Below are 23,386 nucleotides of genomic sequence, written 5' to 3' on the forward strand. Positions count from 1 at the left end.
CACACCGCACTCGACGGCCAGCCACCGATCAGCCGTGTCAACAACGCTGCAGGTCAATACACCTAGGCCTTGCGCGCCCGGGTCGTCGTCTTCTTGGCCGCCGTCTTCTTGGCCGGAGCCGCCTTCTTCGCTGCGACCGCCTTCTTGGCCGGAGCCTTCTTCGCCGCGGCCCGCACCGGAGACGCCCCCGCGTCGGAGACCCGGTCCGCGCCCAGGATGTCCCGCAGGAACTTGCCGGTGTGGCTCGCCCCCACCGAGGCCACCGCCTCCGGCGTGCCCTCGGCCACCACCAGACCGCCGCCGTAGCCGCCCTCCGGGCCCATGTCGATGACCCAGTCCGCGGTCTTGATGACGTCGAGGTTGTGCTCGATGACGATCACCGAGTTCCCCTTGTCCACCAGCCCGGACAGCACCTTGATCAGCTTCGAGATGTCCTCGAAGTGCAGACCCGTCGTCGGCTCGTCCAGCACGTAGACCGTCCGGCCCGTGGAACGCTTCTGGAGCTCGGAGGCCAGCTTCACGCGCTGCGCCTCACCGCCCGACAGGGTCGGCGCCGACTGGCCGAGGCGGACGTAGCCCAGCCCGACCTCGTTGAGCGTCTTGAGGTGACGCGCGATGGTCGGCACCGCCTCGAAGAAGCCCAGCGCCTCCTCGATCGGCATGTTCAGGACTTCCGCGATGGACTTGCCCTTGTAGTGGACCTCCAGCGTCTCCCGGTTGTACCGGTCGCCGTGGCAGACCTCGCAGGGGACGTAGACGTCCGGGAGGAAGTTCATCTCGATCTTGATCGTGCCGTCGCCGGCGCAGTTCTCGCACCGGCCGCCCTTCACGTTGAAGGAGAAGCGGCCCGGCAGGTAGCCGCGCACCTTCGCCTCCATGGTCTCCGCGAAGAGCTTGCGCACGTGGTCGAAGACACCCGTGTACGTCGCCGGGTTGGACCGCGGGGTCCGGCCGATCGGCGACTGGTCGACGTGCACGACCTTGTCGACGAGCTCGTCGCCCTCCACCCGGGTGTGCCGTCCGGGCACCGAGCGGGCGCCGTTCAGCTCGCGGGCCAGGTGCGTGTAGAGGATGTCGTTGACCAGCGTCGACTTGCCCGAGCCCGACACGCCGGTCACGGCCGTCAGGACGCCCAGCGGGAAGGACACGTCGATGTCCTGCAGGTTGTTCTCCTTGGCGCCGTGGACGGTCAGCCTGCGCTCGCCGTTCACGGGTCGGCGTACGTCCGGGATCTCGATGGACTTCTTGCCCGAGAGGTACTGCCCGGTCATCGACTCGGTGTTCTTCAGCAGGTCCTTGAGCGAACCGCTGTGCACCACCTTGCCGCCGTGCTCGCCCGCGCCCGGACCGATGTCCACGACCCAGTCGGCCACCTTGATGGTGTCCTCGTCGTGCTCGACCACGATGAGCGTGTTGCCCATGTCCCGCAGCCGCACCAGGGTCTCGATCAGCCGGTGGTTGTCCCGCTGGTGGAGACCGATGGAGGGCTCGTCCAGCACGTAGAGCACGCCGACCAGGCCGGAGCCGATCTGGGTGGCGAGCCGGATGCGCTGGGCCTCGCCGCCCGACAGGGTGCCGGCGGCCCGGTTGAGCGAGAGGTAGTCGAGACCGACGTCCACGAGGAAGCGGAGCCGCTCGTTGACCTCCTTCAGGACCCGCTCGGCGATCTTCTTGTCGCGGGCGTCGAGGCGCATCCGCCCCAGGAAGTCCGCGCACTCGCTGATCGACATGGCGGCGACCTCGGCGATGGACTTCTCCATCACCGTCACGGCGAGCACGATCGGCTTGAGGCGGGTGCCCTCGCAGGTCGGGCACGGCACCTCGCGCATGTAGCCCTCGAAGCGCTCACGGCTGGCGTCGCTCTCCGACTCCGCGTGCCGCCGCTTGACGAACGGCACGGCGCCCTCGAAGGCCGTGGTGTACGCGCGCTCCCGCCCGTACCGGTTGCGGTAGCGGACCTCGATCTGCGTCTTGTGCCCGTACAGCAGGGCCTTCTTCGCGCGCACCGGCAGCCCGGCCCACGCGATGTCGGTCCGGAAGCCGAGCTCCTCGGCGAGCGCGCCGATCAACCGCTGGAAGTAGTCCTTGGTGTGGCCGAGCGACCACGGCGAGACCGCGCCCTCGTCCAGGGACTTGTCCTCGTCCGGAACGATCAGCTCCGGGTCCACCTCCATGCGCGTGCCGATACCGGTGCACTCGGGGCAGGCGCCGAAGGGCGAGTTGAAGGAGAAGGAGCGCGGCTCCAGCTCCTCGAAGGACAGGTCGTCGTACGGGCAGTAGAGGTGCTCGGAGTACATCCGCTCACGCTCGGGGTCGTCCTCGGCGAGGTCGACGAAGTCCAGGATCACCATGCCGCCGGACAGGCCGAGGGCGGTCTCCACGGAGTCCGTGAGCCGGCGCTTGGCGCTCTCCTTGACGGTGAGGCGGTCGATGACCACCTCGATGGTGTGCTTCTCCTGCTTCTTCAGCGTGGGCGGCTCGGAGAGCTGGATGGTCTCCCCGTCCACCCGCGCCCGGCTGTAGCCCTTGGTCTGGAGGTCGGAGAAGAGGTCGACGAACTCGCCCTTGCGCTCGCGCACCAGCGGCGAGAGCACCTGGAAGCGGCTGCCCTCGGGGAGCGCGAGCACCTTGTCGACGATCGCCTGCGGGGACTGGCGCGAGATGGGCCGGCGGCACTCGGGGCAGTGCGGCTTGCCGATCCGGGCGAAGAGCAGGCGCAGGTAGTCGTAGACCTCGGTGATGGTGCCCACGGTGGAGCGGGGGTTGCGCGAGGTCGACTTCTGGTCGATCGAGACGGCCGGGGAGAGGCCCTCGATGAAGTCGACGTCGGGCTTGTCCATCTGCCCGAGGAACTGGCGGGCGTACGACGAGAGCGACTCGACGTAGCGGCGCTGACCCTCGGCGAAGATCGTGTCGAAGGCCAGGGAGGACTTGCCCGACCCGGAGAGTCCGGTGAAGACGATGAGTGAGTCGCGGGGCAGGTCGAGCGAGACGTTCTTCAGGTTGTGCTCGCGAGCGCCACGAACGATGAGACGGTCGGTCACGCCGGTCCGCACCTTTCTTGAGAGAGCGGGGGCACGGGCCCCCGTCCCAGGGTATGGGGGGCGCCTCTGCGATGGACTTGGTCCTTGGACTTCCGAGCGTATAGCACGCACATTCGATTTACGGCACTCCGCAGACCGCTTCACCCAATCGTGTGGCCGTGCGTGGTGAGCCACTAGGCTCGCCGTCATGACTGATCATGTGCACGACCTGCGATCTGTACGTGAAGCCACGGACCGGCTGCTGACCGCAGTCGCGAAACTGGACAACGCAGCCCTCGCCGAGGAGTCACACCTCCCGGGCTGGACCCGCGGCCACATCCTGGCCCACCTCGCCCGCAACGCGGACGCCCTCGTCAACGTCTTCGAGGGGCGCCCGATGTACGAGAGTGCCGCCGCCCGCGACACGGACATCGAGCGCGACGCCGGCCGGCCCTTGGAAGAACACCTGACGGACCTCCGTGATTCCGCGGCCCGCTTCATGGCCACCACCGAGCCCGACCAGGACTGGTCCCGCACGGTCGAGCTGCGCAACGGCATCACCGACCTCGCCGCCAACGTGCCCTTCCGCCGCTGGGTCGAGGCCGACCTGCACCACGTCGACCTGAACATCGGCTACGAGCTCTCCGACCTCCCGGAGGAGTTCACCGACCGCGAGATCGCCTTCCTCGCCGACCGCTGGTCCGGGCGCCCCGAGGTGCCGCCGGTGGCACTGGTCGCGAGCGACGGGCGGAGCTGGCGCACCGGTTCCGCCGGGGATCCCGCCGTGACCGTCTCCGGCACCGCCGCGGGGCTGCTGGCCTGGCTGGCCGGCCGCGGGGACAAGGGAGCCTCCCTGACCACCTCGGGCGGCCCCCTCCCCGAGCTCCCTCCGCTCTAGGATCAAGACATGACGTACACCGGAGAGGTCAAGGTCGGCGGTCCGGCCGACGTGCACGAACTCGCGGACCTGATGATTTCCAAGGTCGCGGTGGGCCCGATGAACAACAACGCCTACCTGCTGCGCTGCCGCGCCACCGACGAGCAGCTGCTCATCGACGCGGCCGCCGAGGCCGACACCCTGCTCAGCCTGATCGGCGACGACGGCATCGCGTCCGTGGTCACCACCCACCGGCACGGCGACCACTGGGGCGCACTCGCCGAGGTGGTCGAGGCGACCGGCGCGCGCACCCTCGCGGGCGCGCTCGACGCGGAGGGCATCCCCGTCGGCACGGACGTCCAGGTCCGCGACGGGGACACGATCACGGTCGGGCGGGTCTCACTGACCGCCCGCCACCTGGTCGGACACACCCCCGGCTCGATCGCGCTGGTCTACGACGACCCGCACGGCCACCCGCACGTGTTCACCGGCGACTGCCTCTTCCCGGGCGGCGTCGGCAACACCCACGACGACCCGAAGGCCTTCGCCAGCCTGATCGACGACGTCCAGCACAAGCTCTTCGAGCAGCTGCCGGACGAGACCTGGGTCTACCCGGGGCACGGCAACGACACCACCCTCGGCGCCGAGCGTCCGCACCTGGCCGAATGGCGCGAGCGCGGCTGGTAGGCACCGCAACGCGTCAACTTCCGGGCGCGACGCACTCCTTCCGGTCGGCTCCGGCCGAACTGCCGCCCCGAGGGGCGGGAAAGGGGTATGTGGTGCGGCATGCCACAGGACCCTTCCCCGCCCCTCGCCTCCCCCGCCCCCGAGGCCTGTCCCACCCCCTCCCCGACGCCCCGGCCCCCTGAGGGCGACGGCCGCACCGGGCCCGGGATGCTGCGGCTGGCCACGGCCTCGCTCGCCGGGACCGCGATCGAGTTCTACGACTTCTTCGTGTACGGCACGGCCGCCGCCCTCGTGCTCGGCCCGCTCTTCTTCCCCCCCTTCTCCCCGCTCGCCGGAACCCTCGCCGCGTTCGGCACCTTCGGCGTCGGCTTCCTCGCCCGCCCGCTCGGTTCGGCGGTCTTCGGCCACATCGGCGACCGCTACGGCCGGCGCCCGGTGCTGCTCGCCTCCCTGCTGCTCACCGGTCTCGCCACGGTGGCCGTGGGCTGCGTGCCCTCGTACGGCTCGATCGGCATGGCCGCGCCGGTCCTCCTGCTCCTGCTGCGCTTCCTGCAGGGCCTCGGGCTCGGCGGCGAGTGGGGCGGCGCCGTGCTGCTGACCGCCGAGCACGCACCCGAGCGGCGGCGCGGACTGTGGTCGAGTTTCCCGCAGATGGGCCCGGCGGTCGGCTTCCTGCTCGCCAACGGCCTGATGCTCGGGCTGTCCGCCTCGCTGACCGATGCCCAGTTCTCCTCCTGGGGGTGGCGGGTCCCCTTCTGGGCGGCCGGGGTGCTGGCCCTGGCCGGGCTGTGGCTGCGCCACTCGGTGGAGGAGACCCCGCAGTTCCGGGCGCTCGCCGCGTCGGACCGGCGGGCCGAGGCCCCGCTGGCCGAGGTGTTCCGGGGCCACTGGAGGCTGCTCCTGCTGACCGGCGGGGCGCTCGCCGTGGGGTACGCCGTCTTCTACGCGGTCACCACCTGGTCCCTCGCGTACGCCACCGAGCACCTCGCGGTGAACCGCACGACGATGCTGGCCTGCATCATGGTCGCGGTCGCGATCAAGGGCCTGGTGACCCCGCTGATCGCGATGCTCGGTGACCGCTACGGACGGCGGCCGCTGTGCCTGGCCGGGTGCGCGCTCTGCGCCGTGTGGATGTTCCCGCTGGTGGCGCTGTTGCGGACGGCCGATCCGCTGCTGATGACGGTCGGCTTCACCGGCGCGCTGCTGGGCATGGTGACGATGTTCTCGGTGGTGGCCGCGTACCTGCCGGAGCTGTACGCGCCGCGCATCCGCTGCACGGGCGCGGCCGTCGGCTACAACCTGGGCGGTGTGCTGGGCGGGGCGCTGACCCCGATCGTGGCGACGGCGCTGGCGGACGGCTCGGGTCCGCCGTGGGGCGTCGGGCTGTACCTGACCGGGATCGCCCTGGTCAGCCTGGTCTGTTTCGCGTTGCTGCCGGAGACCGGTCCGGCGGCAGTCCGCAAGCGGACGGCCGCGGGCCGGGGCACGGAAACGGGGGCGGCCGAAGTGGCCGCCCCCGGGTAGCTCCGCGGATCCGTCAGACGTCGGCGCTCTCGGTGCGGGCGGCGGCCTCGGCCGCCTCCTGCTTCTTCGAGGCGATCAGGCTGGTGATCGTGGTGATGACCAGGACACCGCAGATGACGCCCAGGGAGACCGGGATCGAGATGACCGGGACGTGCACCCCGGACTCGTGCAGGGCGTGCAGCACGAGCTTGATGCCGATGAAACCGAGGATGATCGACAGGCCGTAGCTGAGGTGGACCAGCTTCTTCAGCAGGCCGCCGATGAGGAAGTACAGCTGGCGCAGACCCATCAGCGCGAAGGCGTTGGCCGTGAAGACGATGTACGGGTCCTGGGTCAGGCCGAAGATCGCGGGGATGGAGTCCAGGGCGAACAGGACGTCGGTGGTACCGATGGCCAGCATGACGATCATCAGCGGGGTCAGCACGCGCTTGCCGTTGCTGACGATGAAGAGCTTGGTGCCGTGGTACCGGTCGGCGACGCCGAACTTCTTCTCGACGGACTTCAGGAGGCGGTTCTCCTCGAAGTCGTCCTCGTCCTCGTCCTTGCGGGCCTCCTGGATCAGCTTCCACGCGGTGTAGATCAGGAAGGCGCCGAAGATGTAGAAGACCCAGGAGAAGCTGGCGATGATCGCGGCGCCTGCGGCGATGAAGACCGCGCGCAGGACCAGGGCGATCAGTACGCCGATGAGCAGCACGCGCTGCTGGAGGTGGGAGGGCACCGCGAACTTCGCCATGATCAGGACGAAGACGAAGAGGTTGTCGACGCTCAGGGACTTCTCGGTGATGAAGCCCGCGAAGAACTCCTGGGAGGCCTGGGGGGTGCCGAAGAACCACAGGCCGAGCCCGAAGAGGGCGGCGAGGACGATCCAGACGACCGTCCAGGTGCCGGCTTCCTTGATCGAAACGTCGTGCGGTTTGCGGCCGATGAAGAAGTCGGCGGCGATGAGGAGGGACAGACCGAGAATGGTCGCGCCCCACAGGGCCCAGGAAACTTCCATGGTGAACATGCCTCCGGCGGATGGCTCAGCACTTCGTCAGCGTCATCGCTGCCGGAGGTCTCTTCCACCCGGACGACCTGGAGGCCGTGGGCCGACGCCCCGGGACCATTGCGCTCATGAAACCGCAGGTGGTCCGTATTGACGGGTACGCCGTAGCAGGAAAGCAGGAATACTCCCCTCCGCACTCACGAGCATACCCATCAAGGGCCGAAAAGGTAAAGGGAATGCCAAAGGATGGTCACGGGCGGGTAGTGCGTCGGGCCTCCACCACCCGGTCCAGCGCCTGGTCGAGGACCCGGCTGCCCTGCGGGGGCAGGTCCGGTTCGAAGGTCCACGCGTGGTGCACCCAAGGGTCGGCGAGATGGTTGTCCGGCACCGGCGACAGCCGCATCAGGGAGCGCCACAGCGGGTCGAGCAGCGGCCCGTAGGCCGAGGCCTCGTCGCGGTCGGCGATCATCAGCAGATGCACGCCGACCGCCGCACCCTCGTCGGCGAGGTAGCGCAGCTGCGTGACGGCGCGGTCGTCGAAGCCGTGCGGAAAGTCGTGCACGATCAGCAGCTGGTCGGCCGTGTCCACGTCCGGCGGCAGGTCCTCGGGGGCGCCGGCCCGCAGCGCCATCTGCACGAGGTCCACCCGCCGGGTCAGCCGCGCCAGGGTCTGGGTGACCCCGGTGGCCCCGGCGGCGGGCGGTGCCGCCAGCACCCCGGCGCGGACCAGCGGCTCCAGGGAGGCGGACCCGGCTCCGGCCGCGTCGATGACGTGCACGGAGAACCGGTCGGCGGGGTGGACCGCGAGCAGCCGGACCGCGAGGGCCACGGCCATGTCCATGGCGGCCCGGCGCAGTCGGTCGGTGTCCATGGTCATCGCGGCCTCGGAGCCGGTGCGGCCGTTGTCGATCCAGAGTCCGCGCTCCAGCGGGACCCGGGTCAGCATGGGGATGCGCAGGTCGGGCCGCTCGGGCAGGTGCAGGTCGCCCAGGCGCAGGGCCAGCGGGCTCTCCTCGGGCGTGCGGTGACCGTGCCAGACGGGGTTGTCCCAGCGGGCGTACGCGGCCGGCAGCGCGGGCTCGACGACCTCCGACTCGGCGATCAGCTGGGTGAGGTCCCGGTCGAGGACGGCCTGGGCCTGGGCGACGAGCTCCTCGCGGCGGGCCCGGGCGGTGTCGCGGGCGGCGTTCCCCGAGCCGCCCAGCCGGTGGCGCGGGTCGGACAGGGCCTCGTCGAGTTCGCGGTCCATCCGGGAGTCGGCGAACTCGACGGCGCTGCGGTAGGCGGCGACCGTCCGGGCCAGGTCCTCGAACATGCCCCAGACCTGGTTGTAGAGCCGCTCCTCCATGGACCAGCCGCTGGCGTCCCCCGCGACGGGCCGCGGGGCCTGGCCCGGTTCCTGCGGCGCGGCGGCCCGCGGCGCGGGCTCGGGCGGCTCGGTGCTGGTGCGGCGGCGCCGCGGGTGGGCGTAGCTGATGGTGGGCGGGGAGGCCGGGGTGTCGCCACCGGGCGCGGGCCCGGACGTACCGGCGTACGGGTGCCCGACGACCGGGTCCGGCGGCTCGGGGGCGGGCGCGGGTGCCTGGGCCGGGGTCTGCGGGGCGCGCAGGTCGCCGACGAGGGTCGGCATGGTCGCCAGGGTGATGTCGGCCTCGGCGGTGCGGGCGGCCGTGCGCAGCGCGGCGGCGGCCAGCTCCGCGGCATGCGGTGCGGGCAGTCCGCCGTCGGTGAGCAGGGCGCCGAGGCCCTCGGCGTAGCCCTGGCCCACGGCGCGGACCTTCCAGGCGCCCTGGCGCCGGTACAGCTCCAGGGCGACCACGGCCGTCTCGGCGTCGAGCCCGGTCAGGGTGTACCCGGCGAGTTCGGCGCCGTCCGGGTCGGCCACGGCCACGTAGGAGGCCGGTACCGCGCCGAAGCGCACCGGACCGCCGGGCGGCAGGACGAGCAGGACGCCGAGCCGGTGTACGTCCGCGGCGACCTCGTCGAGGTCGACGGCGAAGGTGTGCCGTTCGGCGAGCTCACCCGGCGACCGCACTCCGGGCTGGGACCTGGCGCCCGGGTGGGCCAGTATCCCGTCGCCGGAGAACCGGCCCTGTTCGTCGGCGAGCGAGGCCAGGGCCAGCACGGGCGTGCCCGCCGAAACCCTGATCTCCACCCGGCTCTGGGACACGGGGTGGTTCTGCCCCCGGACCAGTTCGGCCGTCATCGTGCAGCCCTCCCCCGTGCCTTCTTCTCTTCTCCGGTACTACAGGTGCGGCAGGATCGCCGGCATGAGGTCCTGGAAGGTCCGGCCGTTGGCCGGGTTCCCGAGGGCCGTCATCTGCCAGCCGGCACCCGCGCGGGACACCTTGGCCATGATCTGCGCGGTGTACTGACCGCCGCCGTCGAGGGTGTAGCGGGCCAGCTCCTGGCCGTTGGTCTCGTCGACGATGCGGCAGAACGCGTTCTGCACTTCCTGGAACGTCTGGCCGGTGAAGGAGTTCACCGTGAAGACGATCTGGTCGATGTGCACCGGCACGCGCTGGAGGTCGACGAGGATCGCCTCGTCGTCCCCGCCCTGGCCGACGCCGCCGACGAGGTTGTCACCGGTGTGGCGCACCGAGCCGTCGTCGCTCTGCAGGTGGCGGAAGAACACCACGTCCACGGGCTGCTTGTCGGCGAAGAGCACCGCCGAGGCGTCGAGGTCGATCTCCCGGGTGCGCGAGCCGAACAGCCCGCGGCGCTTCGCCGCCTGCCAGCCGAGGCCCATGCGGACCGCGGTCAGCGTGCCTCCGTCCGCCTTCTGCAGACTGATGGCCTGACCCTTGGTCATGTTGACCGTCACGTACTGTCCCCTCTCCCTGGCCCGCCCCATGACGAGCGTGCAGCGTGTACCTGCGGCTGAGACCCAACCCTACTGACAGGCTTCCGGTCAGGCGAGGCCCGCTTCCTTCATCTGCCGCAACTCCTTCTTCAGCTCGCTCACCTCGTCCCGGATCCGGGCCGCGACCTCGAACTGGAGCTCGGCGGCAGCCCCGCGCATGCGCTCGGTCATCTGCTCGATGAGCGCGGCCAGTTCGGCTGCGGGCCGGTCGGTCAGCACGTCGGCACCCTTGCCCCCGGCCGTCCCCTTCGAACCCTTTCCGCCCGTCTTGGCCGCGGCCGCCCGGCCGCCGAGCGCCGGCACCGGGGCCTTGGCGCCCTTGCCCTCCTTCTCCTGCCGGTACCCGGTGCCGAGGAGCTCCTCGGTGTCGAGTTCCTCGCGGGCGATGGTGGCCACGATGTCGTTGATCTTCTTGCGCAGCGGCTGCGGGTCGATGCCGTTCGCCGTGTTGTAGGCGATCTGCTTCTCGCGGCGCCGGTTCGTCTCGTCGATGGCCTTCTCCATCGCCGGGGTCATCTTGTCCGCGTACATGTGGACCTGGCCCGACACATTGCGCGCCGCGCGGCCGATGGTCTGGATCAGGGAGGTCCCGGAGCGCAGGAACCCCTCCTTGTCGGCGTCGAGGATGGCCACCAGGGACACCTCGGGCAGGTCGAGACCCTCACGGAGCAGGTTGATGCCGACCAGGACGTCGTACTCGCCGGCCCGCAGCTCGCGCAGCAGCTCGATGCGGCGCAGGGTGTCCACGTCGCTGTGCAGGTAGCGGACCTGGATGCCGAGCTCCAGGAAGTAGTCCGTGAGGTCCTCGGACATCTTCTTGGTGAGGGTGGTGACGAGGATCCGCTCGTCCTTCTCCACGCGCTGCCGGATCTCGTGCACCAGGTCGTCGATCTGCCCCTCGGTGGGCTTGACCACGACCTCGGGGTCGATGAGGCCGGTGGGGCGGATGATCTGCTCGACGAAGCCGTCGCCGCGCGAGAGCTCGTACTTTCCGGGAGTCGCCGACAGGTACACGGTCTGCCCGATGCGCTCCTGGAACTCCTCCCACTTCAGCGGCCGGTTATCGAGGGCGGACGGCAGCCGGAAGCCGTGGTCGACGAGGGTCCGCTTGCGAGAGGCGTCCCCCTCGTACATGGCGCCGATCTGCGGCACGGTGACGTGCGACTCGTCGATGACCAGGAGGAAGTCCTCCGGGAAGTAGTCGATGAGCGTGTTGGGCGCGGAGCCGCGCTCGCGGTCGTCCATGTGCAGCGAGTAGTTCTCGATGCCGGAGCAGGACCCGATCTGGCGCATCATCTCCAGGTCGTAGGTGGTGCGCATGCGCAGCCGCTGCGCCTCCAGCATCTTGCCCTGCTTCTCCAGCTCTGCGAGGCGCTCGGTCAGCTCCGCCTCGATGCCGCGGACCGCCTTCTCCATGCGCTCGGGCCCGGCGACGTAGTGGCTGGCGGGGAAGACGTAGAGCTCGCGGTCCTCGCTGATGACCTCGCCGGTCAGCGGGTGCAGGGTGGACAGGGCCTCGATCTCGTCGCCGAACATTTCGATGCGGACGGCCAGTTCCTCGTAGACCGGGAAGATCTCGATGGTGTCCCCGCGCACCCGGAAGGTGCCGCGGGTGAAGGCGACGTCGTTGCGCGTGTACTGGATGTCGACGAAGCGGCGCAGCAGCTGGTCCCGGTCGATCTCCTCCCCCACCTTGAGGGCGACCATCCGGTCGACGTACTCCTGTGGGGTACCGAGGCCGTAGATGCAGGACACGGACGCGACGACGATGACGTCCCGCCGGGTGAGCAGGGAGTTGGTCGCGGAGTGCCGCAGCCGCTCCACCTCCTCGTTGATCGAGGAGTCCTTCTCGATGTACGTGTCCGACTGCGGTACGTAGGCCTCGGGCTGGTAGTAGTCGTAGTACGAGACGAAGTACTCGACGGCGTTGTTCGGCAGGAGCTCACGGAACTCGTTCGCCAGCTGGGCCGCGAGCGTCTTGTTCGGCGCCATGACCAAGGTGGGGCGCTGGAGCTTCTCGATCATCCAGGCCGTGGTCGCCGACTTGCCGGTGCCGGTCGCACCCAGCAGGACGACATCCTTCTCACCTGCACGGATGCGCTTCTCCAGCTCGGCGATGGCCGCCGGCTGGTCGCCGCTGGGCTGGTAGGGGCTGACGACCTCGAAAGGCGCCACCGTGCGTTCGATCTTCGATACGGGCCGCATGGGTCAACCGTACGACCCCCCACTGACACTCACGTAGCGCCGCGGGTCGGCGGCACGCTCCGGGCGGCGCCGCCGACGCCGCCGGCCGCCCGGGCCGCGTCATTCGTTCTGGTCCGTTTGTCGTAGTTCGGTGGCGGCTCGGTGATCTTCAACCCCATGATCGCGGTGAAGTGCATCGCCACAACGTCTGCCGCTCCGCACCCGTCTGACGCAGGAACAGGGCTCACGACCCGAGGAGAACGCACATGTACGTCCGACCCGCCGCCGCGGCCGCGGCCGCATTCCTGGGCTTCACTCTCACCCTGCTGGGCGGGACGGCCTCGTACGCCGCCACCGGCCCCGGATCCGGCGCGACCACCGGCACCGGCACCGGGACCGTCCGGGCGGCCCTGGGAGGCCCGGTCGTGTACGCCCACCGGGGAGCCTCCGCGTACGCCCCTGAGAACACCCTCGACGCGATCGACCTGGCCATGCAGATGGGCTTCCCGTGGGTGGAGAACGACGTGCAGCGCACCAAGGACGGGGTGCTGGTGGTGATCCACGACGACACCCTGGCCCGGACCACCGACGTCGAGCAGCGGTTCCCGGGCCGGGCGCCCTGGAAGGTCAAGGACTTCACGTGGGCCGAGATCTCCCGGCTGGACGCGGGCAGCTGGTTCGGTGACGAGTACGCGGGCGCGTCCGTGCCGAGCCTGCGGCAGTACCTCGACCGGGTGCAGCGCAACCAGCAGCGGCTGCTGCTGGAGATCAAGAAGCCGGAGCTGTACCCGGGGATCGAGGAGCAGACCCTGAAGGTGCTGGACGAGGCCGGCTGGCTCGACGAGCGGCACGTCACGAAGCGCCTGGTGGTGCAGAGCTTCAGCGCCGACAGCGTGCGCATCGTCCACGGGCTGCGCCCCGACCTGGTGACCGCCTTCCTCGGCACCCCCACCGTCGCGGACCTGCCCCGGTACGCGGAGTTCACCGACCGGATCAACCCGTGGCACACCACGATCTCGGCCGACTGGGTCGCGGCGGTGCACGCCCTGCTCGGTGCCCACGGCAAGGCCATGGAGGTGGACACCTGGATCGTGGACGACGCGGCGACCGCCCGGAAGGTGCAGGCCATGGGGGTGGACGGGATCATCACCAACGCCCCCGACGTGGTCCAGGAGGCGGTCGGCGGGTTCTGACGCCGGGCCGGAGCGCATCGACGGCGTTGCAGGCAGTCGCCGGCGCCGACCGCGTTGTCGGTGGCCGGCCGTACCGTGGACCTGTGGACAGCACCGAGCGGCCCCGCGGGCCGCACCTCGAATGGACCGTCGTCGCCGGCGACGGTGTCCTCGGCGGGCCCCTGCTCCTGGCCGCGACCCCCGAGGGTCTGGTCCGGGTCGAGTTCCATGCCGAGCCGGACCGGGTCGACAAGATGATCGGCCCGCTCGTCTCCCGGCTCGGCGCCGACGCCCGGCGTCCCTCACCGGGCGAGGAGGAGCTGCTGGCCGAGCCGATACGCCAGCTCACCGCGTACTTCGCCGGTTCGCTGCGGCGCTTCGAGCTGCCGCTGGACTGGCGCCTCAGCTCCGGCTTCAACCGGCAGGTGCTCCAGGAGCTGGACCGCTCCGTGGCCTACGGATCGGTCGTCGGCTACGGGGAGCTGGCCGCCCGCGTGGGACAGCCCGGCGCCGCCCAGGCCGTGGGCAACGCCATGGGGTCGAACCCGCTGCCGCTGGTGGTGGCCTGCCACCGGGTCGTGGAGAACGACGGGGGCATCGGGGGATTCGGCGGCGGGGTGGAGACCAAGCGCCAGCTGCTGGCGCTGGAGGGGGTGCTTCCGCAGCCGCTGTTCTGAGCGGGGCCCTGACCTGCGGATCCGGCGTGCGGGGCGACCCGCGCTGCGGCCCGGTTCCGGCACGGTTCCGCCGGGCGGTAAGGGCTGGCACACTGCGGCGGTGACTACTCCCGCCGCCGCACCCGGCCTCCCCGCCTCCTCCGCGCCCCGTGTCGCGCACCCGCGATACCGGTGTATGCCGTGACCGCCTCGCCCGGCACCGACCGGCCCGTGCGGCCGCTGGGCCCGCCCGAGCTGGCCCGCCTGCAGCGGCGCACCTCGCGGGTCCTCATGGCCGGCCAGGTGCTCGGCGGCCTCGGCGTGCCCATCAGCATCGCCCTGGCCCCCGTACTGGCCACCGAGGTCAGCGGCACCGAGGCACTGTCCGGCGTCGCCTCCACCGCCGCGGTGATCGGCACCGCCGTGGTCTCACTGCCGCTCGCCGCCCTGATGAACGCGCGCGGCCGCCGCCCCGGTCTGGTCCTGGCCTACGCGATCGGCGCCGCCGGAGCCGGCCTGGTCGTCCTCGCCGCCACCATCGGGAACTTCCCCCTGCTGCTGCTCGGCATGGCCGCCTTCGGCGCCGCCTCCTCGGCCAACCTGCAGGCCCGGTTCGCCGCCGCAGACCTGGCCGCCCCGGACCATCGCGCCCGGGCCATCTCGGTCGTGGTGTGGGCGTCGACCATCGGCGCGGTGCTCGGCCCCAACCTGTCCGCGCCGGCCAGCCGCAGTTTCGCCGGCACCGCGATACCCGAGACGGCCGGCCCGTTCGTCTGGGCCGCCGTCGTCTTCCTGCTCACCGGCACCCTGATCGGCGTGCTCCTGCGCCCCGACCCGCTGCTGACGGCCCGTGCGCTGGCCGCCCCCGAGGAGCAGACCCGCGAAGGGCGCTCGCTGCGGGCGGGACTCGCCGCGGTGAAGGCCTCCCCGCGGGCCCGGCTCGCCCTCCTCACCGTCGCCGTGTCCCACACCACCATGGTCTCGATCATGGTGATGACGCCGATGGACCTGAGCCACCACGGCGCCGGCCTGGAGCTCATCGGGCTGGTGATCAGCGGTCACATCGCCGGCATGTTCGCCTTCTCGCCCGTGATGGGCTGGCTCGCCGACCGGCTCGGCCGGCTCTCCGTGATCGGACTGGCCGCCGGCCTGCTGTCCGTCGCCGCACTGCTCGCCGGAACGGCCGGCCCCAGCCACGGCCGGAGCGCGCTCGGCCTCTTCCTGCTCGGCCTCGGCTGGTCCGCCGGAATGGTGTCCGGGTCGGCCCTGCTGACGGACTCGGTGCCGCAGCCCGCCCGGGCCGCCGTACAGGGGCTGAGCGACCTCACCATGAACACGGCCGCGGGCCTGGGCGGAGCGGCCGCGGGGCTGATCATGTCCCAGGCGGGCTACGGCTGGCTGAACGCCGTCGGCGCCGCCCTGCTGCTGCCGATGGCGGCGCTCGCGCTGTTCACGGCCCGCCGCCACCCGGTGCCCGCCCGAGGCGCCGCCAAGGGGGCCGTCAGTAGCTGATGTGGTAGGCCTTGCGCAGCGTCTCGTGCACGGTCCAGGTCGTCCGGTCGCCCTCCCTGAGCACACAGGCGGAACCGGGGCCGACCTCCAGGGTCGCGCCGCCCTCGACCTCGACGGTGGCGCGGCCGCTGACCACCACGAAGAGCTCGTTGGCCTCGACGTCGGTGACCACGCCGGGGGTGATCTGCCAGATCCCGCGCACCTGCTTGCCGTCGGCCGACTCCCACAGCACCTTGCCCGTCACGGCGGGGTCCCCGGAGACGATCTGCTCGGGGTCGAGGTCATCGGCCTCCAGCTCGACGTCCGCGACGGAGACGGAGAAGGAAGCGGGGGCTGCGGCGGAGTGATCGCTGGTGCTCATGGCGCGCCAGCCTAGTGCGGCCCACCGCGCGGAGCGGTGACCACAGCGTCCAGGAACGGCCCGCCGGACGAGTCATCCTGTCCAGCTCCCGGCCGGCCACCCGACTGTCCGCCCGTCACGGCGCGGCCGGCCGCCTGGCGGCGAGCAGCGGCTGGTGGAAGCCGGTGTCCGCGGGTGCCCGCCAGAGCGCTTCGGCGAACCCCGCCCGCCGGGCGTACCCGGCCGTCTCCTCCTCCGGAAGCGCCCAGTACGTGGCGCTCGACGTCCGCGTGGTCCAGGTGGAGCCGGTGGGCAGCAGCTGGAAGAGCTCCACGTCGTACCGCTCCCCGTCGGCGTGCCAGTGCCACAGCTGGAAGGTCACCGTCCGCCCTTCGGGACCCGTGTGGACGTGCGGGGGCTCGCTCTGCGGGCGGGCGCGGCGCAGTTCCGCGTACGGGCGCGTGGAGACCAGCAGCAGCCCGCCGGGGCGCAGCACGCGCAGGGTTTCGGCCAGAGCCGTGGCCACGTCGTCGCCGGTCAGCAGGTGCGGCAGCGCGTTGTCGGCGCAGACCACGGCGTCGAAGGAGGCGTCCGTGAAGGGCAGGGCGCGCATGTCTGCGACGGCGAGGGGCAGGGCGAGGCCGCGCCGCGCCGCCTCGCGGGCGGCGCGGGTGACCGAGGCGGGGCTGAGGTCGGTCCCGGTGACCCGGTGGCCCAGCGCGGCGAGGCCCAGGGACTGGGTTCCGATGCCGCAGGCGTTGTCGAGCACCCTGTGCGGTCCCGGGCCCAGTGCGGCGGTGAGCAGGGCGTCGAGGGCGCGGCCCTGGCGGGCGGTGCTCGCGTCCCAGTCCGCGTAGATGAGGTCGTAGCGGTCGGCCAGCTCGTCTAGAAGCCGCGCGTGTCCATGGGGGCACGCTACTCGGACAGGTTGGGACGGGTGTGGCGGGAGAGCGTTTGGGGGCGTCAATCCCGTGCCATGGATGGGGACATGTCACAGCACAGAGCAGATGCGCCCCTGCCCGGTGGACCGGTCCTGTCGGCGGAGGTACGCGAGGCACTCGCCCGGGGCAAGCCCGTGGTGGCCCTGGAGTCGACGATCATCGCGCACGGTCTGCCCCGCCCCCGCAACCTGGCGGTGGGCCTCGAACTGGAGGCCCTGGTCCGCGCGGAGGGGGCGGTTCCGGCGACGGTCGCGGTCCTCGACGGGGTGCCGTACGCGGGTCTGGACAAGGAGCAGCTGGAGCGGATCGCGGCCGGCGACGGCGTGCGCAAGCTCGGTCACCGGGACCTGGCCCCCGCCCTGGCGGCGGGAGCCACGGGGGCGACGACGGTGTCCGCGACCGCCTTCCTCGCCGCCCGGGCGGGCCTTCGGGTCTTCGCCACGGGCGGACTGGGCGGAGTGCACCGGGAGTGGGCCCGGACGCAGGACGAGTCGGCGGACCTGTCGCTGCTGGCGCGGACGCGGATCACCGTGGTGTGCGCCGGGGTGAAGTCGATCCTGGACGTGCCGGGCACGCTGCAGCGGCTGGAGACGCTGGGGGTGGGGGTGCTCGGCTACGGGACGGACCGCTTCCCCGGGTTCTACCTGGCCGACTCCGGCGAGCCGGTGGACTGGACCGTGCACCGGCCGGAGGAGGTCGCCGCGGTGATGGCTGCTCAGGACGCTCTGGACGGACCGGAGTCGGCGCTGCTGGTCGCCAATCCGGTGGCGCGTGCGGAGCAGCTGGATCCGGAACTGCACGACCGGGTCCTCGCGGAGGGGCTCGCCGAGTGCCGCGAGCGCGGGATCACGGGGCAGGCGGTGACACCGTTCCTGCTGGGGTTCCTGGTGCGGGCGACGGACGGGGCCTCGCTGGAGGCGAACCTGGCGGCGGTCCGCGGCAACGTACGGCTGGGAGCCCGGATCGCGGGGGCCTGGGCGGCGCGGGCATGACCGGGCCGGGGGCGTTGCTCGTCGTCGGGGACGTGGTGACGGACGTGGTGGCCATACATCCGGAACCACTGGCGCCGGCCACCGACACGACGGCCCGCATCCGGACCCTGCCGGGCGGAGCCGGGGCCAACGCGGCCTGCTGGGCGGCCCGTACGGGGACCGCGGAGGTACGTCTCCTGGCGCGGGTGGGCGCCGAATCGGCGCGCTGGCACGAGCGGGCGCTGGTGGACGCGGGGGTGCGGCCGCGCCTGGTGATCGACGCGCAGGAGCCGACCGGAACGGTGGTCGCCCTGGTCGGCAAGGACGCGGAGCGGACGTTCCTGACCGACAGCGGGGCCTCGCTGCGGCTGTGCCCGGCCGACTGGGCCCCGTCCCTGCTGGACGGGGCGGCCCATCTCCACCTGTCCGGCTATCTCTTCTTCGCCGACAGCAGCCGGGAGCTGGCCATGGTCGCGCTACGGGCGGCCCGCACCCGGGGCGTACCGGTGAGCGTGGACCCGGCCTCGGCCGGATTCCTGGCCGCCCTCGGGCCGCAGCGCTTCCTGGACGCCGTGGCGGGGGCGGGCGTACTGCTGCCGAACGAGGACGAGGCCCGGCTGCTGGCCGGGCTGCCCGAGCCGACGGGCGTGGCGCGGGCGGCGGCGGCGCTCAGCCGGCGGGTGCCGCTGGTGGTGGTGACCCGGGGCGCGGCCGGGGCGCTGATCGCCGAACACGGCCGGATCACCGCCGAGGTCGAGGCGGAGCCGGCCGAAGCGGTGGACTCCACGGGCGCCGGTGACGCGTTCACCGGGGGCTTCCTCGCGGCCCGACTGGAGGGCGCGGACCCGGCGGAGGCGGCCCGCGCCGGCTGCCGGGCGGCGGCGCTGGCGGTGACCCGGCCGGGCGGTCGGCCGTAGCAACGCACCCGGACCCGCCGGTGAGGGAAGCGCGGCTCGGGCGGCATCCCGACCCGGCGCCATCGCCGACCGAGGCGCGAGCCCGCGCGGCGCCCGACCCGGCCCCGCCCGGGTCAGCCGGAGCCGACGCCCGTCCAGGCGGGATGGCGGGGGTCGTCGGCCCGGACCACCGCGTCGGCGGCCGACGCCGGGTCGGTGTCGGCCTCGTAGCGCGCGAAGGCGGGGAGCGTCCAGCGCGCCGACTCCTCGGTGCGGCGGGCCAGGGCTCCCGCGGAGAGCCGGATGTGGACGCTCAGGTCGAAGGGGAACCAGTGGCCCAGCAGCAGCGGGCCGTGCACGAGCAGCACGCCGCCGGGCGGGAGTTCGACGTAGGGGCTGCGCGTCGCCCGGTCGGTCACCGGGTCCCACAGATCCGGCAGCACCCGCCCGGTGCCACCGGGGTCGGTCGGGCCGAACACCTCCCGCCAGAGCGCGGCCGTGTCGTACCAGCCGCCGAGGTAGGAGTCCACGTCCTCGCGGCCGAACTCGAAGCGGAGGGAGGCCGGCCGCAGGAAGCCGTCGGCCGCCACCACCAGGGACGGGCGCCCGCGCAGGCGCAGCGCGTCGGCGAGCCGACCGGCGAGCACGCCGGTCTCGGCGGCGGGGGCTCCGTCAATGCCCACCCGCTGCCAGCTGCCCTGTTCAGGGGCGTTGTCGGGGTCGTCGAGGTGACCGGCGAGCTGCTCGGCCATCCGCTGCCATGTGATCGCTTCCCACTGCACGGGCCCATTGTCAGTGGTGGGCCTTAGCTTTTTTCACGAGGGATCACCGGCCGGAAAGGAAGCCGGTGGCCCTGCCTTCGGGGAGAGGTTTGTCATGGCTCGGGAGACGACGTATCTGGAGCTGTCGCAGGACGACGGCGGGGCGCACAAGTTCTACGAGGTGACCGTGGACGGCACGGCCGTGTCCGTGCGGTACGGGCGCATCGGCGCGGACGGCCAGTTGCAGAGCTCCTCGTTCCCGACCGTGGAGAAGGCCCGGGCGGCCGCCGCGAAGAAGATCGGCGAGAAGGTGCGCAAGGGGTACGCCCCCGCCGTGCAGGGGCAGCGCGCCGCCCGGTCGGTGACCCGCCGTCAGGTGACCTCGGCCCCGTCGACGGCGCGTGCGGTGGCTCCGGTGCTGTGGCGTTTCCGTACGGGCTCGTCGGCCTTCGGCATCCACGTGGACGAGGACCGCTGCTGGGTGGGCAACCAGGCGGGCGACGTCTACACGCTGAGCCACGGCGGTGAGGTGCTGGCCCGGTACTCCCTGCCGGACGGGGTGAAGTGCCTGGTCGCGGACGAGTTCTGGATATACGCGGGCTGTGACGACGGCACGGTGTACGACCTGTCGTCGAAGGTTCCCTTCGGGGCCTACGCGATCGCGGCGGACGTGGACATCTACTGGCTCGACATCCACGAGGGCGTGCTGAACGTCTCCGACGCGAACGGCGGCCTGACCGTCATCGACCACGAGGACGAGCACCAGTGGTCGCGGAAGTCCGCCGGCAACGGCGCCTGGATGGTCCGGGCGGACGAGCGGGCGGTCTTCCACGGGCACAGCGGCGGCGTGACGGCCTACGCGGCCGACGGCACCGGGCAGTTGTGGCACACCAAGACCCCCGGCGGGGTGCTGTTCGGCTGGCAGGAGGACCACGCGGTGTACGCGGGCACGGTCCGCAACACCGTGCAGCGCCTGTCGAAGGCGACGGGGGCCGTGGAGGCCTCCTACGCGTGCGACGCGGCGGTGTATTCGTGCGCGACCTCGCCCGACGGACGGCACGTCTTCGCCGGCGACTCCTCCTCCTCGGTCTACTGCTTCGACGCCGACGGCCGGCGGCTGTGGAAGCTGGGGACGGGCGGCGGGTCGGCGCTGTCCATGCAGTACCTGGACGGTCGGCTGTACCTGGTCACCACGGACGGGTCGCTGGTCTGCGTGGATGCGACCGAGCAGGCGATCGCGGCGGCCCAGGAGGGCTCGGTGCCCGCGCCGATGGACGTGAAGTCGGCGGCGGCGCTGCCGGTGTTCACCCCGGCCGCGTCGGCCTCGGCGGTGGCGACGGTGTCCATGGCGGCGGCCCCCGCGGGCGGCGTGGTGGTCGAGTGCGTCCAGCAGGGCGGCCGGATGCGGGTCCAGGTGGTCTCCGGCGGCTTCGAACCCTCGTGGAACGTGCAGTTCCCGCGCGGGATACGCGAGGCGGGCGCCCGGTACGTGGTGGACGGGCTGCACGCTGCCTCGGGCGGCTTCTACCGGGTCCGCGGGGAGATACGCCGCCTGGTGTGAGCCGGGGGGCGGTCGGCCCGGCCGGTTCAGGGGGCGTGCTGCCCGCAGACCGCCGGGGTGACACCGGGCGGGGCCGGGGTGGCGATCGCGAAGGGGGTCCCCACCGGGCGCGCGGGGGTCACGTGGAGCACGACCGGCTCGGTGCCGAGGTTGTGGCCCAGGTGTATGTGGTGGATGCCGGCCGGTTCCACGAAGGTGCTCCCGGGCGGGTGCACCACGACGGTGCGGTCGTGCAGGACCCGGGTCAGGGTGCCCGCCAGGACCACCGCGTCCAGCCGGACCCGGTGGAAGTGCCATCCGGTACAGCCGCCCGGTGGTATGACTATCTTTCTGCCAGTCGGGAGCGTGGCGAGGCACGTCCCACCCGGCCGCTCCGCCATCGCCTGCCGCCCACCCATGTGCCCTCCTCGGCCGGACCTTCCCCGGTCCACCGCTCCACGGTAAAAGGGCCACGCAGCGCCCAGGAACAGTCGGCGAAACATCAACATGCCTTCTCCACCAGGTGATATGAGGGTCATACAGCGGTATCACACCATCATGAGCCTGGTGGTTTTTGAGTCGTTGAAGCAGATCCACTGCGCCGACTGCCGGCAGGGACCGCTCCGGCACCTCGTCCGCGAGTCCGGCGTCCCCCGCTGCCTGGACTGTACGGATCTCGGCCATCTCGTCTATCTGCCGCGCGGGGACACGGCACTCACCCGCCGTTCCCGCGAGGGAAGTTCGCTCTGTGCCGTCGTGGTCCGCTTCAACAAACGCCGCCACCGGTACGAACGGCTGGGGCTCCTCGTCGAGGAGGCCGCCCTGGCCCGCGCGGAGCGCGCCTGCCTCGCGGACTCCGAGGCCCGGGCGCGCCGCCGGGAGCGCGACCGGCGGCGGCGGGCGGCCGAGGACACCCGGTTCACGGCGGCGTTCGCCGCAGAGATCGTGCGACTGTTCCCCGGATGCCCGGCCGACCGTGCGGTGGCGATCGCCACCCACGCCTCGGTGCGCGGCAGCGGCCGGGTGGGCCGGACCGCGGCCGGCCGCGCCCTGGACGAGCTGGCGGTCTCCGTCGCGGTGCGCGCGGCGGTGCGGCACACGGACACCGAGTACGACGCCCTGCTGATGGCGGGGGTCCCCCGGTTCACGGCCCGCGCCCGGCTGGCCGCCCGGATCGACGCCATCCTGGACGGCTGGCGCACGCCGCCCCGGATCGAGACCCCCGTGGGCGGATGAGTCGTCGCCAGGACACCCGGGGGCCGCGGAGCTACGGTGAAAGGAGAGGCGATGGGTGGGTGAGCCGGCGCCGGGACGAGATCTGCCACGGGGGGGACGACCATCTACCCAGAAGGAGGCCTCGGTGACTGCGCATGTCAGTCTTTTCGCGGCGTCGACCCTTCTGATCTCGACGTGCGGGACCACGGGGGCAATGGCGGACGAACCTTCTCCGGGAAACCGGGAGCAGGCCAAGGCTGCTGTTGTCCAAGTCATGAACAACTCCGGCGCCGGTAGCGGATTTGTCTACGATGCCGGCAGCGGTCTGGTTGCCACCACGGCGAGGGTCGTCGCAGGGAACAGCGGCCTGGAAGTGATCGCAGAGGGCAAGCTTCCGATCTCCGCCCAACTGCTGGGAAGCGACCTCTGCCAAGATCTGGCCGTGCTCAAGGTCGAACCTCCACCGACGGGCATGAAGAGCCTGCAGTTCGGAAACAGCGATCTGCTGTTCAACGGCGACGTCGTCATTTCCCTCGGCTACCCGGACGCGGGCGACCCCCAGGCGAAGACGGTTGCCGTGTCCGGGGCGGCGTACGAACCCGTCGGCGACGTCGCTCACCTGTCGGGCCCCGACTACCCCTCCCTGATCCACCATTCCGTCCAGATGAAGAGCGGAACCCTCGGAGGGCCGGTACTGAACAAGGACGGCGAAGTGGTCGGCATCAACACGGGGGTAGAGGTGGAGGACAAATCGACGGGGGAAACGCGCATCGCGGCGGAGGCCATCAGCAGCAACCATGCCCGGTCCGAACTTCCCGCTCTGGCTGCCGGATCGATGAAGAACGATCCCGGATGGTGGCTCGGCGCCGTGTCGGATCAAGATCTCGCGCTGCGGTCCGCGACCACCGGGATCGACAAGAGCTCGCTGGAGAAGACTCAGAAGCACCTTCAGGGCGAGGGAACTGACGGCCTCTTCGTTCTCGACGTCCGCAACGACTCTGCGGCCCAGAAGGCAAAGGTCCAGCAGGGCGCCGTGATCACCGCAGTGAACGGGGAGGCCGTGTCCTCGTTCCCGGAGTTGTGCGACGTCCTCGAACCCGCGGAACCCGGCGCCAAGCTGAGCGTCGAAGGGATCCATTCAGGAGCCGGCAGGGACAGCGGCCACCGGTTCGGTGAACCGTGGACCGCCGACGTGGTGCTGGCGGGCGCGGGCCGGTAGAGCAACGGGGCACGGCCGGT

21 protein-coding genes are annotated in these 23,386 nt (G+C 71.8%); 11 read left to right on the plus strand and 10 right to left on the minus strand.

The features are described 5' to 3' along the window. Positions 1–62: 62 nt before the first annotated feature. Positions 63–3,044 (minus strand): excinuclease ABC subunit UvrA, encoded by a 2,982-nt coding sequence (gene uvrA, locus IE257_RS00005; RefSeq protein WP_189963251.1) that lies wholly within the window; start codon positions 3,042–3,044, stop codon positions 63–65. 187 nt (positions 3,045–3,231) lie between these two features. Between uvrA and IE257_RS00010 the strand changes: the two genes are divergently transcribed. From IE257_RS00010 to IE257_RS00020, 3 genes are all read left to right on the plus strand, one after another. Then, a complete protein-coding gene (locus tag IE257_RS00010) occupies positions 3,232–3,921 on the plus strand; it encodes a maleylpyruvate isomerase family mycothiol-dependent enzyme (protein ID WP_189963253.1) in 690 nt (229 codons plus the stop codon). 9 nt (positions 3,922–3,930) lie between these two features. Then, on the plus strand, positions 3,931–4,587 hold the full coding sequence (locus tag IE257_RS00015) for an MBL fold metallo-hydrolase (RefSeq protein ID WP_189963256.1): 657 nt from the start codon (positions 3,931–3,933) through the stop codon (positions 4,585–4,587). A 207-nt stretch (positions 4,588–4,794) separates the two neighbouring features. Beyond that, positions 4,795–6,111 (plus strand): MFS transporter, encoded by a 1,317-nt coding sequence (locus IE257_RS00020; RefSeq protein ID WP_189964635.1) that lies wholly within the window; start codon positions 4,795–4,797, stop codon positions 6,109–6,111. 13 nt (positions 6,112–6,124) lie between these two features. On the opposite strand, the gene IE257_RS00025 is transcribed toward IE257_RS00020, so the two are convergent. From IE257_RS00025 to IE257_RS00045, 5 genes are all read right to left on the minus strand, one after another. Continuing rightward, complete coding sequence (locus tag IE257_RS00025) at positions 6,125–7,108, minus strand: TerC family protein (protein ID WP_189964637.1); 984 nt, start codon at positions 7,106–7,108, stop codon at positions 6,125–6,127. Positions 7,109–7,346: 238 nt separating this feature from the next. Further along, positions 7,347–9,302, minus strand: coding sequence for a TerD family protein (locus tag IE257_RS00030; protein ID WP_189963258.1), 1,956 nt, complete (start codon positions 9,300–9,302; stop codon positions 7,347–7,349). A gap of 39 nt (positions 9,303–9,341) precedes the next feature. Then, complete coding sequence (locus IE257_RS00035; RefSeq protein ID WP_030762430.1) at positions 9,342–9,920, minus strand: TerD family protein; 579 nt, start codon at positions 9,918–9,920, stop codon at positions 9,342–9,344. Between the two features lie 87 nt (positions 9,921–10,007). Continuing rightward, positions 10,008–12,164, minus strand: a complete 2,157-nt coding sequence (uvrB, locus tag IE257_RS00040; RefSeq protein WP_189963260.1) for an excinuclease ABC subunit UvrB — start codon at positions 12,162–12,164, stop codon at positions 10,008–10,010. A 29-nt stretch (positions 12,165–12,193) separates the two neighbouring features. Then, positions 12,194–12,340, minus strand: coding sequence for a hypothetical protein (locus IE257_RS00045; RefSeq protein ID WP_189963262.1), 147 nt, complete (start codon positions 12,338–12,340; stop codon positions 12,194–12,196). Positions 12,341–12,409: 69 nt separating this feature from the next. Between IE257_RS00045 and IE257_RS00050 the strand changes: the two genes are divergently transcribed. From IE257_RS00050 to IE257_RS00060, 3 genes are all read left to right on the plus strand, one after another. Further along, positions 12,410–13,336, plus strand: coding sequence for a glycerophosphodiester phosphodiesterase (locus tag IE257_RS00050; protein ID WP_189963264.1), 927 nt, complete (start codon positions 12,410–12,412; stop codon positions 13,334–13,336). An 83-nt stretch (positions 13,337–13,419) separates the two neighbouring features. Next, positions 13,420–13,992, plus strand: coding sequence for a methylated-DNA--[protein]-cysteine S-methyltransferase (locus tag IE257_RS00055; protein WP_189963266.1), 573 nt, complete (start codon positions 13,420–13,422; stop codon positions 13,990–13,992). Between the two features lie 270 nt (positions 13,993–14,262). Continuing rightward, complete coding sequence (locus tag IE257_RS00060) at positions 14,263–15,483, plus strand: MFS transporter (RefSeq protein ID WP_189964640.1); 1,221 nt, start codon at positions 14,263–14,265, stop codon at positions 15,481–15,483. Here the strand turns inward: IE257_RS00060 and IE257_RS00065 are convergent. Both IE257_RS00065 and IE257_RS00070 read right to left on the minus strand, forming a co-directional pair. Next, positions 15,473–15,844, minus strand: a complete 372-nt coding sequence (locus IE257_RS00065; protein ID WP_189963269.1) for a cupin domain-containing protein — start codon at positions 15,842–15,844, stop codon at positions 15,473–15,475. The two genes, IE257_RS00060 and IE257_RS00065, sit on opposite strands and share 11 nt — an antisense overlap. A gap of 115 nt (positions 15,845–15,959) precedes the next feature. Continuing rightward, positions 15,960–16,703 carry a class I SAM-dependent methyltransferase gene (locus IE257_RS00070; protein ID WP_229920089.1) on the minus strand — a complete coding sequence of 248 codons (744 nt, stop codon included), beginning with the start codon at positions 16,701–16,703 and terminating at the stop codon, positions 15,960–15,962. Positions 16,704–16,811: 108 nt separating this feature from the next. Here IE257_RS00070 and IE257_RS00075 point away from each other — a divergent pair, with 108 nt between their 5' ends. Next, a complete protein-coding gene (locus tag IE257_RS00075; protein ID WP_229920024.1) occupies positions 16,812–17,756 on the plus strand; it encodes a pseudouridine-5'-phosphate glycosidase in 945 nt (314 codons plus the stop codon). Then, entirely contained in the window at positions 17,753–18,652 is a 900-nt protein-coding gene (locus IE257_RS00080; RefSeq protein WP_189963273.1) for a carbohydrate kinase family protein, read from the plus strand. Before IE257_RS00075 ends, IE257_RS00080 begins: the two co-directional genes overlap by 4 nt. A gap of 113 nt (positions 18,653–18,765) precedes the next feature. Here IE257_RS00080 and IE257_RS00085 read toward each other — a convergent pair whose 3' ends face one another. Then, the gene (locus IE257_RS00085) at positions 18,766–19,413 is read right to left on the minus strand and encodes a nucleoside/nucleotide kinase family protein (protein WP_189963275.1); all 648 of its coding nucleotides are present in this window, start codon (positions 19,411–19,413) and stop codon (positions 18,766–18,768) included. A 94-nt stretch (positions 19,414–19,507) separates the two neighbouring features. Between IE257_RS00085 and IE257_RS00090 the strand changes: the two genes are divergently transcribed. Further along, positions 19,508–20,953 (plus strand): WGR domain-containing protein, encoded by a 1,446-nt coding sequence (locus tag IE257_RS00090; RefSeq protein ID WP_189963277.1) that lies wholly within the window; start codon positions 19,508–19,510, stop codon positions 20,951–20,953. A 26-nt stretch (positions 20,954–20,979) separates the two neighbouring features. On the opposite strand, the gene IE257_RS00095 is transcribed toward IE257_RS00090, so the two are convergent. Beyond that, positions 20,980–21,351 (minus strand): cupin domain-containing protein, encoded by a 372-nt coding sequence (locus IE257_RS00095; protein ID WP_189963279.1) that lies wholly within the window; start codon positions 21,349–21,351, stop codon positions 20,980–20,982. Positions 21,352–21,490: 139 nt separating this feature from the next. On the opposite strand from IE257_RS00095, the gene IE257_RS00100 reads away from it, so the two are divergent. Both IE257_RS00100 and IE257_RS00105 read left to right on the plus strand, forming a co-directional pair. After that, complete coding sequence (locus IE257_RS00100; protein ID WP_229920025.1) at positions 21,491–22,168, plus strand: DUF2293 domain-containing protein; 678 nt, start codon at positions 21,491–21,493, stop codon at positions 22,166–22,168. Positions 22,169–22,292: 124 nt separating this feature from the next. Continuing rightward, positions 22,293–23,366 (plus strand): S1C family serine protease, encoded by a 1,074-nt coding sequence (locus IE257_RS00105; RefSeq protein WP_189963282.1) that lies wholly within the window; start codon positions 22,293–22,295, stop codon positions 23,364–23,366. Positions 23,367–23,386 lie beyond the last annotated feature (20 nt).

It is taken from the genome of Streptomyces avidinii (genome assembly GCF_014650695.1).
Lineage (GTDB): Bacteria > Actinomycetota > Actinomycetes > Streptomycetales > Streptomycetaceae > Streptomyces > Streptomyces avidinii.

Coding starts and splice junctions, on each gene's coding strand:
- IE257_RS00010 (WP_189963253.1), top strand. CDS start 3,232: ATGACTGATCATGTGCACGACCTGCGATCTGTACGTGAAGCCACGGAC.
- IE257_RS00060 (WP_189964640.1), top strand. CDS start 14,263: ATGGCCGGCCAGGTGCTCGGCGGCCTCGGCGTGCCCATCAGCATCGCC.
- IE257_RS00090 (WP_189963277.1), top strand. CDS start 19,508: ATGGCTCGGGAGACGACGTATCTGGAGCTGTCGCAGGACGACGGCGGG.
- IE257_RS00075 (WP_229920024.1), top strand. CDS start 16,812: ATGTCACAGCACAGAGCAGATGCGCCCCTGCCCGGTGGACCGGTCCTG.
- IE257_RS00020 (WP_189964635.1), top strand. CDS start 4,795: ATGCTGCGGCTGGCCACGGCCTCGCTCGCCGGGACCGCGATCGAGTTC.
- IE257_RS00025 (WP_189964637.1), bottom strand. CDS start 7,108: ATGGAAGTTTCCTGGGCCCTGTGGGGCGCGACCATTCTCGGTCTGTCC.
- IE257_RS00045 (WP_189963262.1), bottom strand. CDS start 12,340: ATGCACTTCACCGCGATCATGGGGTTGAAGATCACCGAGCCGCCACCG.
- IE257_RS00030 (WP_189963258.1), bottom strand. CDS start 9,302: ATGACGGCCGAACTGGTCCGGGGGCAGAACCACCCCGTGTCCCAGAGC.
- IE257_RS00100 (WP_229920025.1), top strand. CDS start 21,491: ATGAGCCTGGTGGTTTTTGAGTCGTTGAAGCAGATCCACTGCGCCGAC.
- IE257_RS00095 (WP_189963279.1), bottom strand. CDS start 21,351: ATGGGTGGGCGGCAGGCGATGGCGGAGCGGCCGGGTGGGACGTGCCTC.
- IE257_RS00065 (WP_189963269.1), bottom strand. CDS start 15,844: ATGAGCACCAGCGATCACTCCGCCGCAGCCCCCGCTTCCTTCTCCGTC.
- uvrB (WP_189963260.1), bottom strand. CDS start 12,164: ATGCGGCCCGTATCGAAGATCGAACGCACGGTGGCGCCTTTCGAGGTC.
- IE257_RS00050 (WP_189963264.1), top strand. CDS start 12,410: ATGTACGTCCGACCCGCCGCCGCGGCCGCGGCCGCATTCCTGGGCTTC.
- IE257_RS00015 (WP_189963256.1), top strand. CDS start 3,931: ATGACGTACACCGGAGAGGTCAAGGTCGGCGGTCCGGCCGACGTGCAC.
- IE257_RS00080 (WP_189963273.1), top strand. CDS start 17,753: ATGACCGGGCCGGGGGCGTTGCTCGTCGTCGGGGACGTGGTGACGGAC.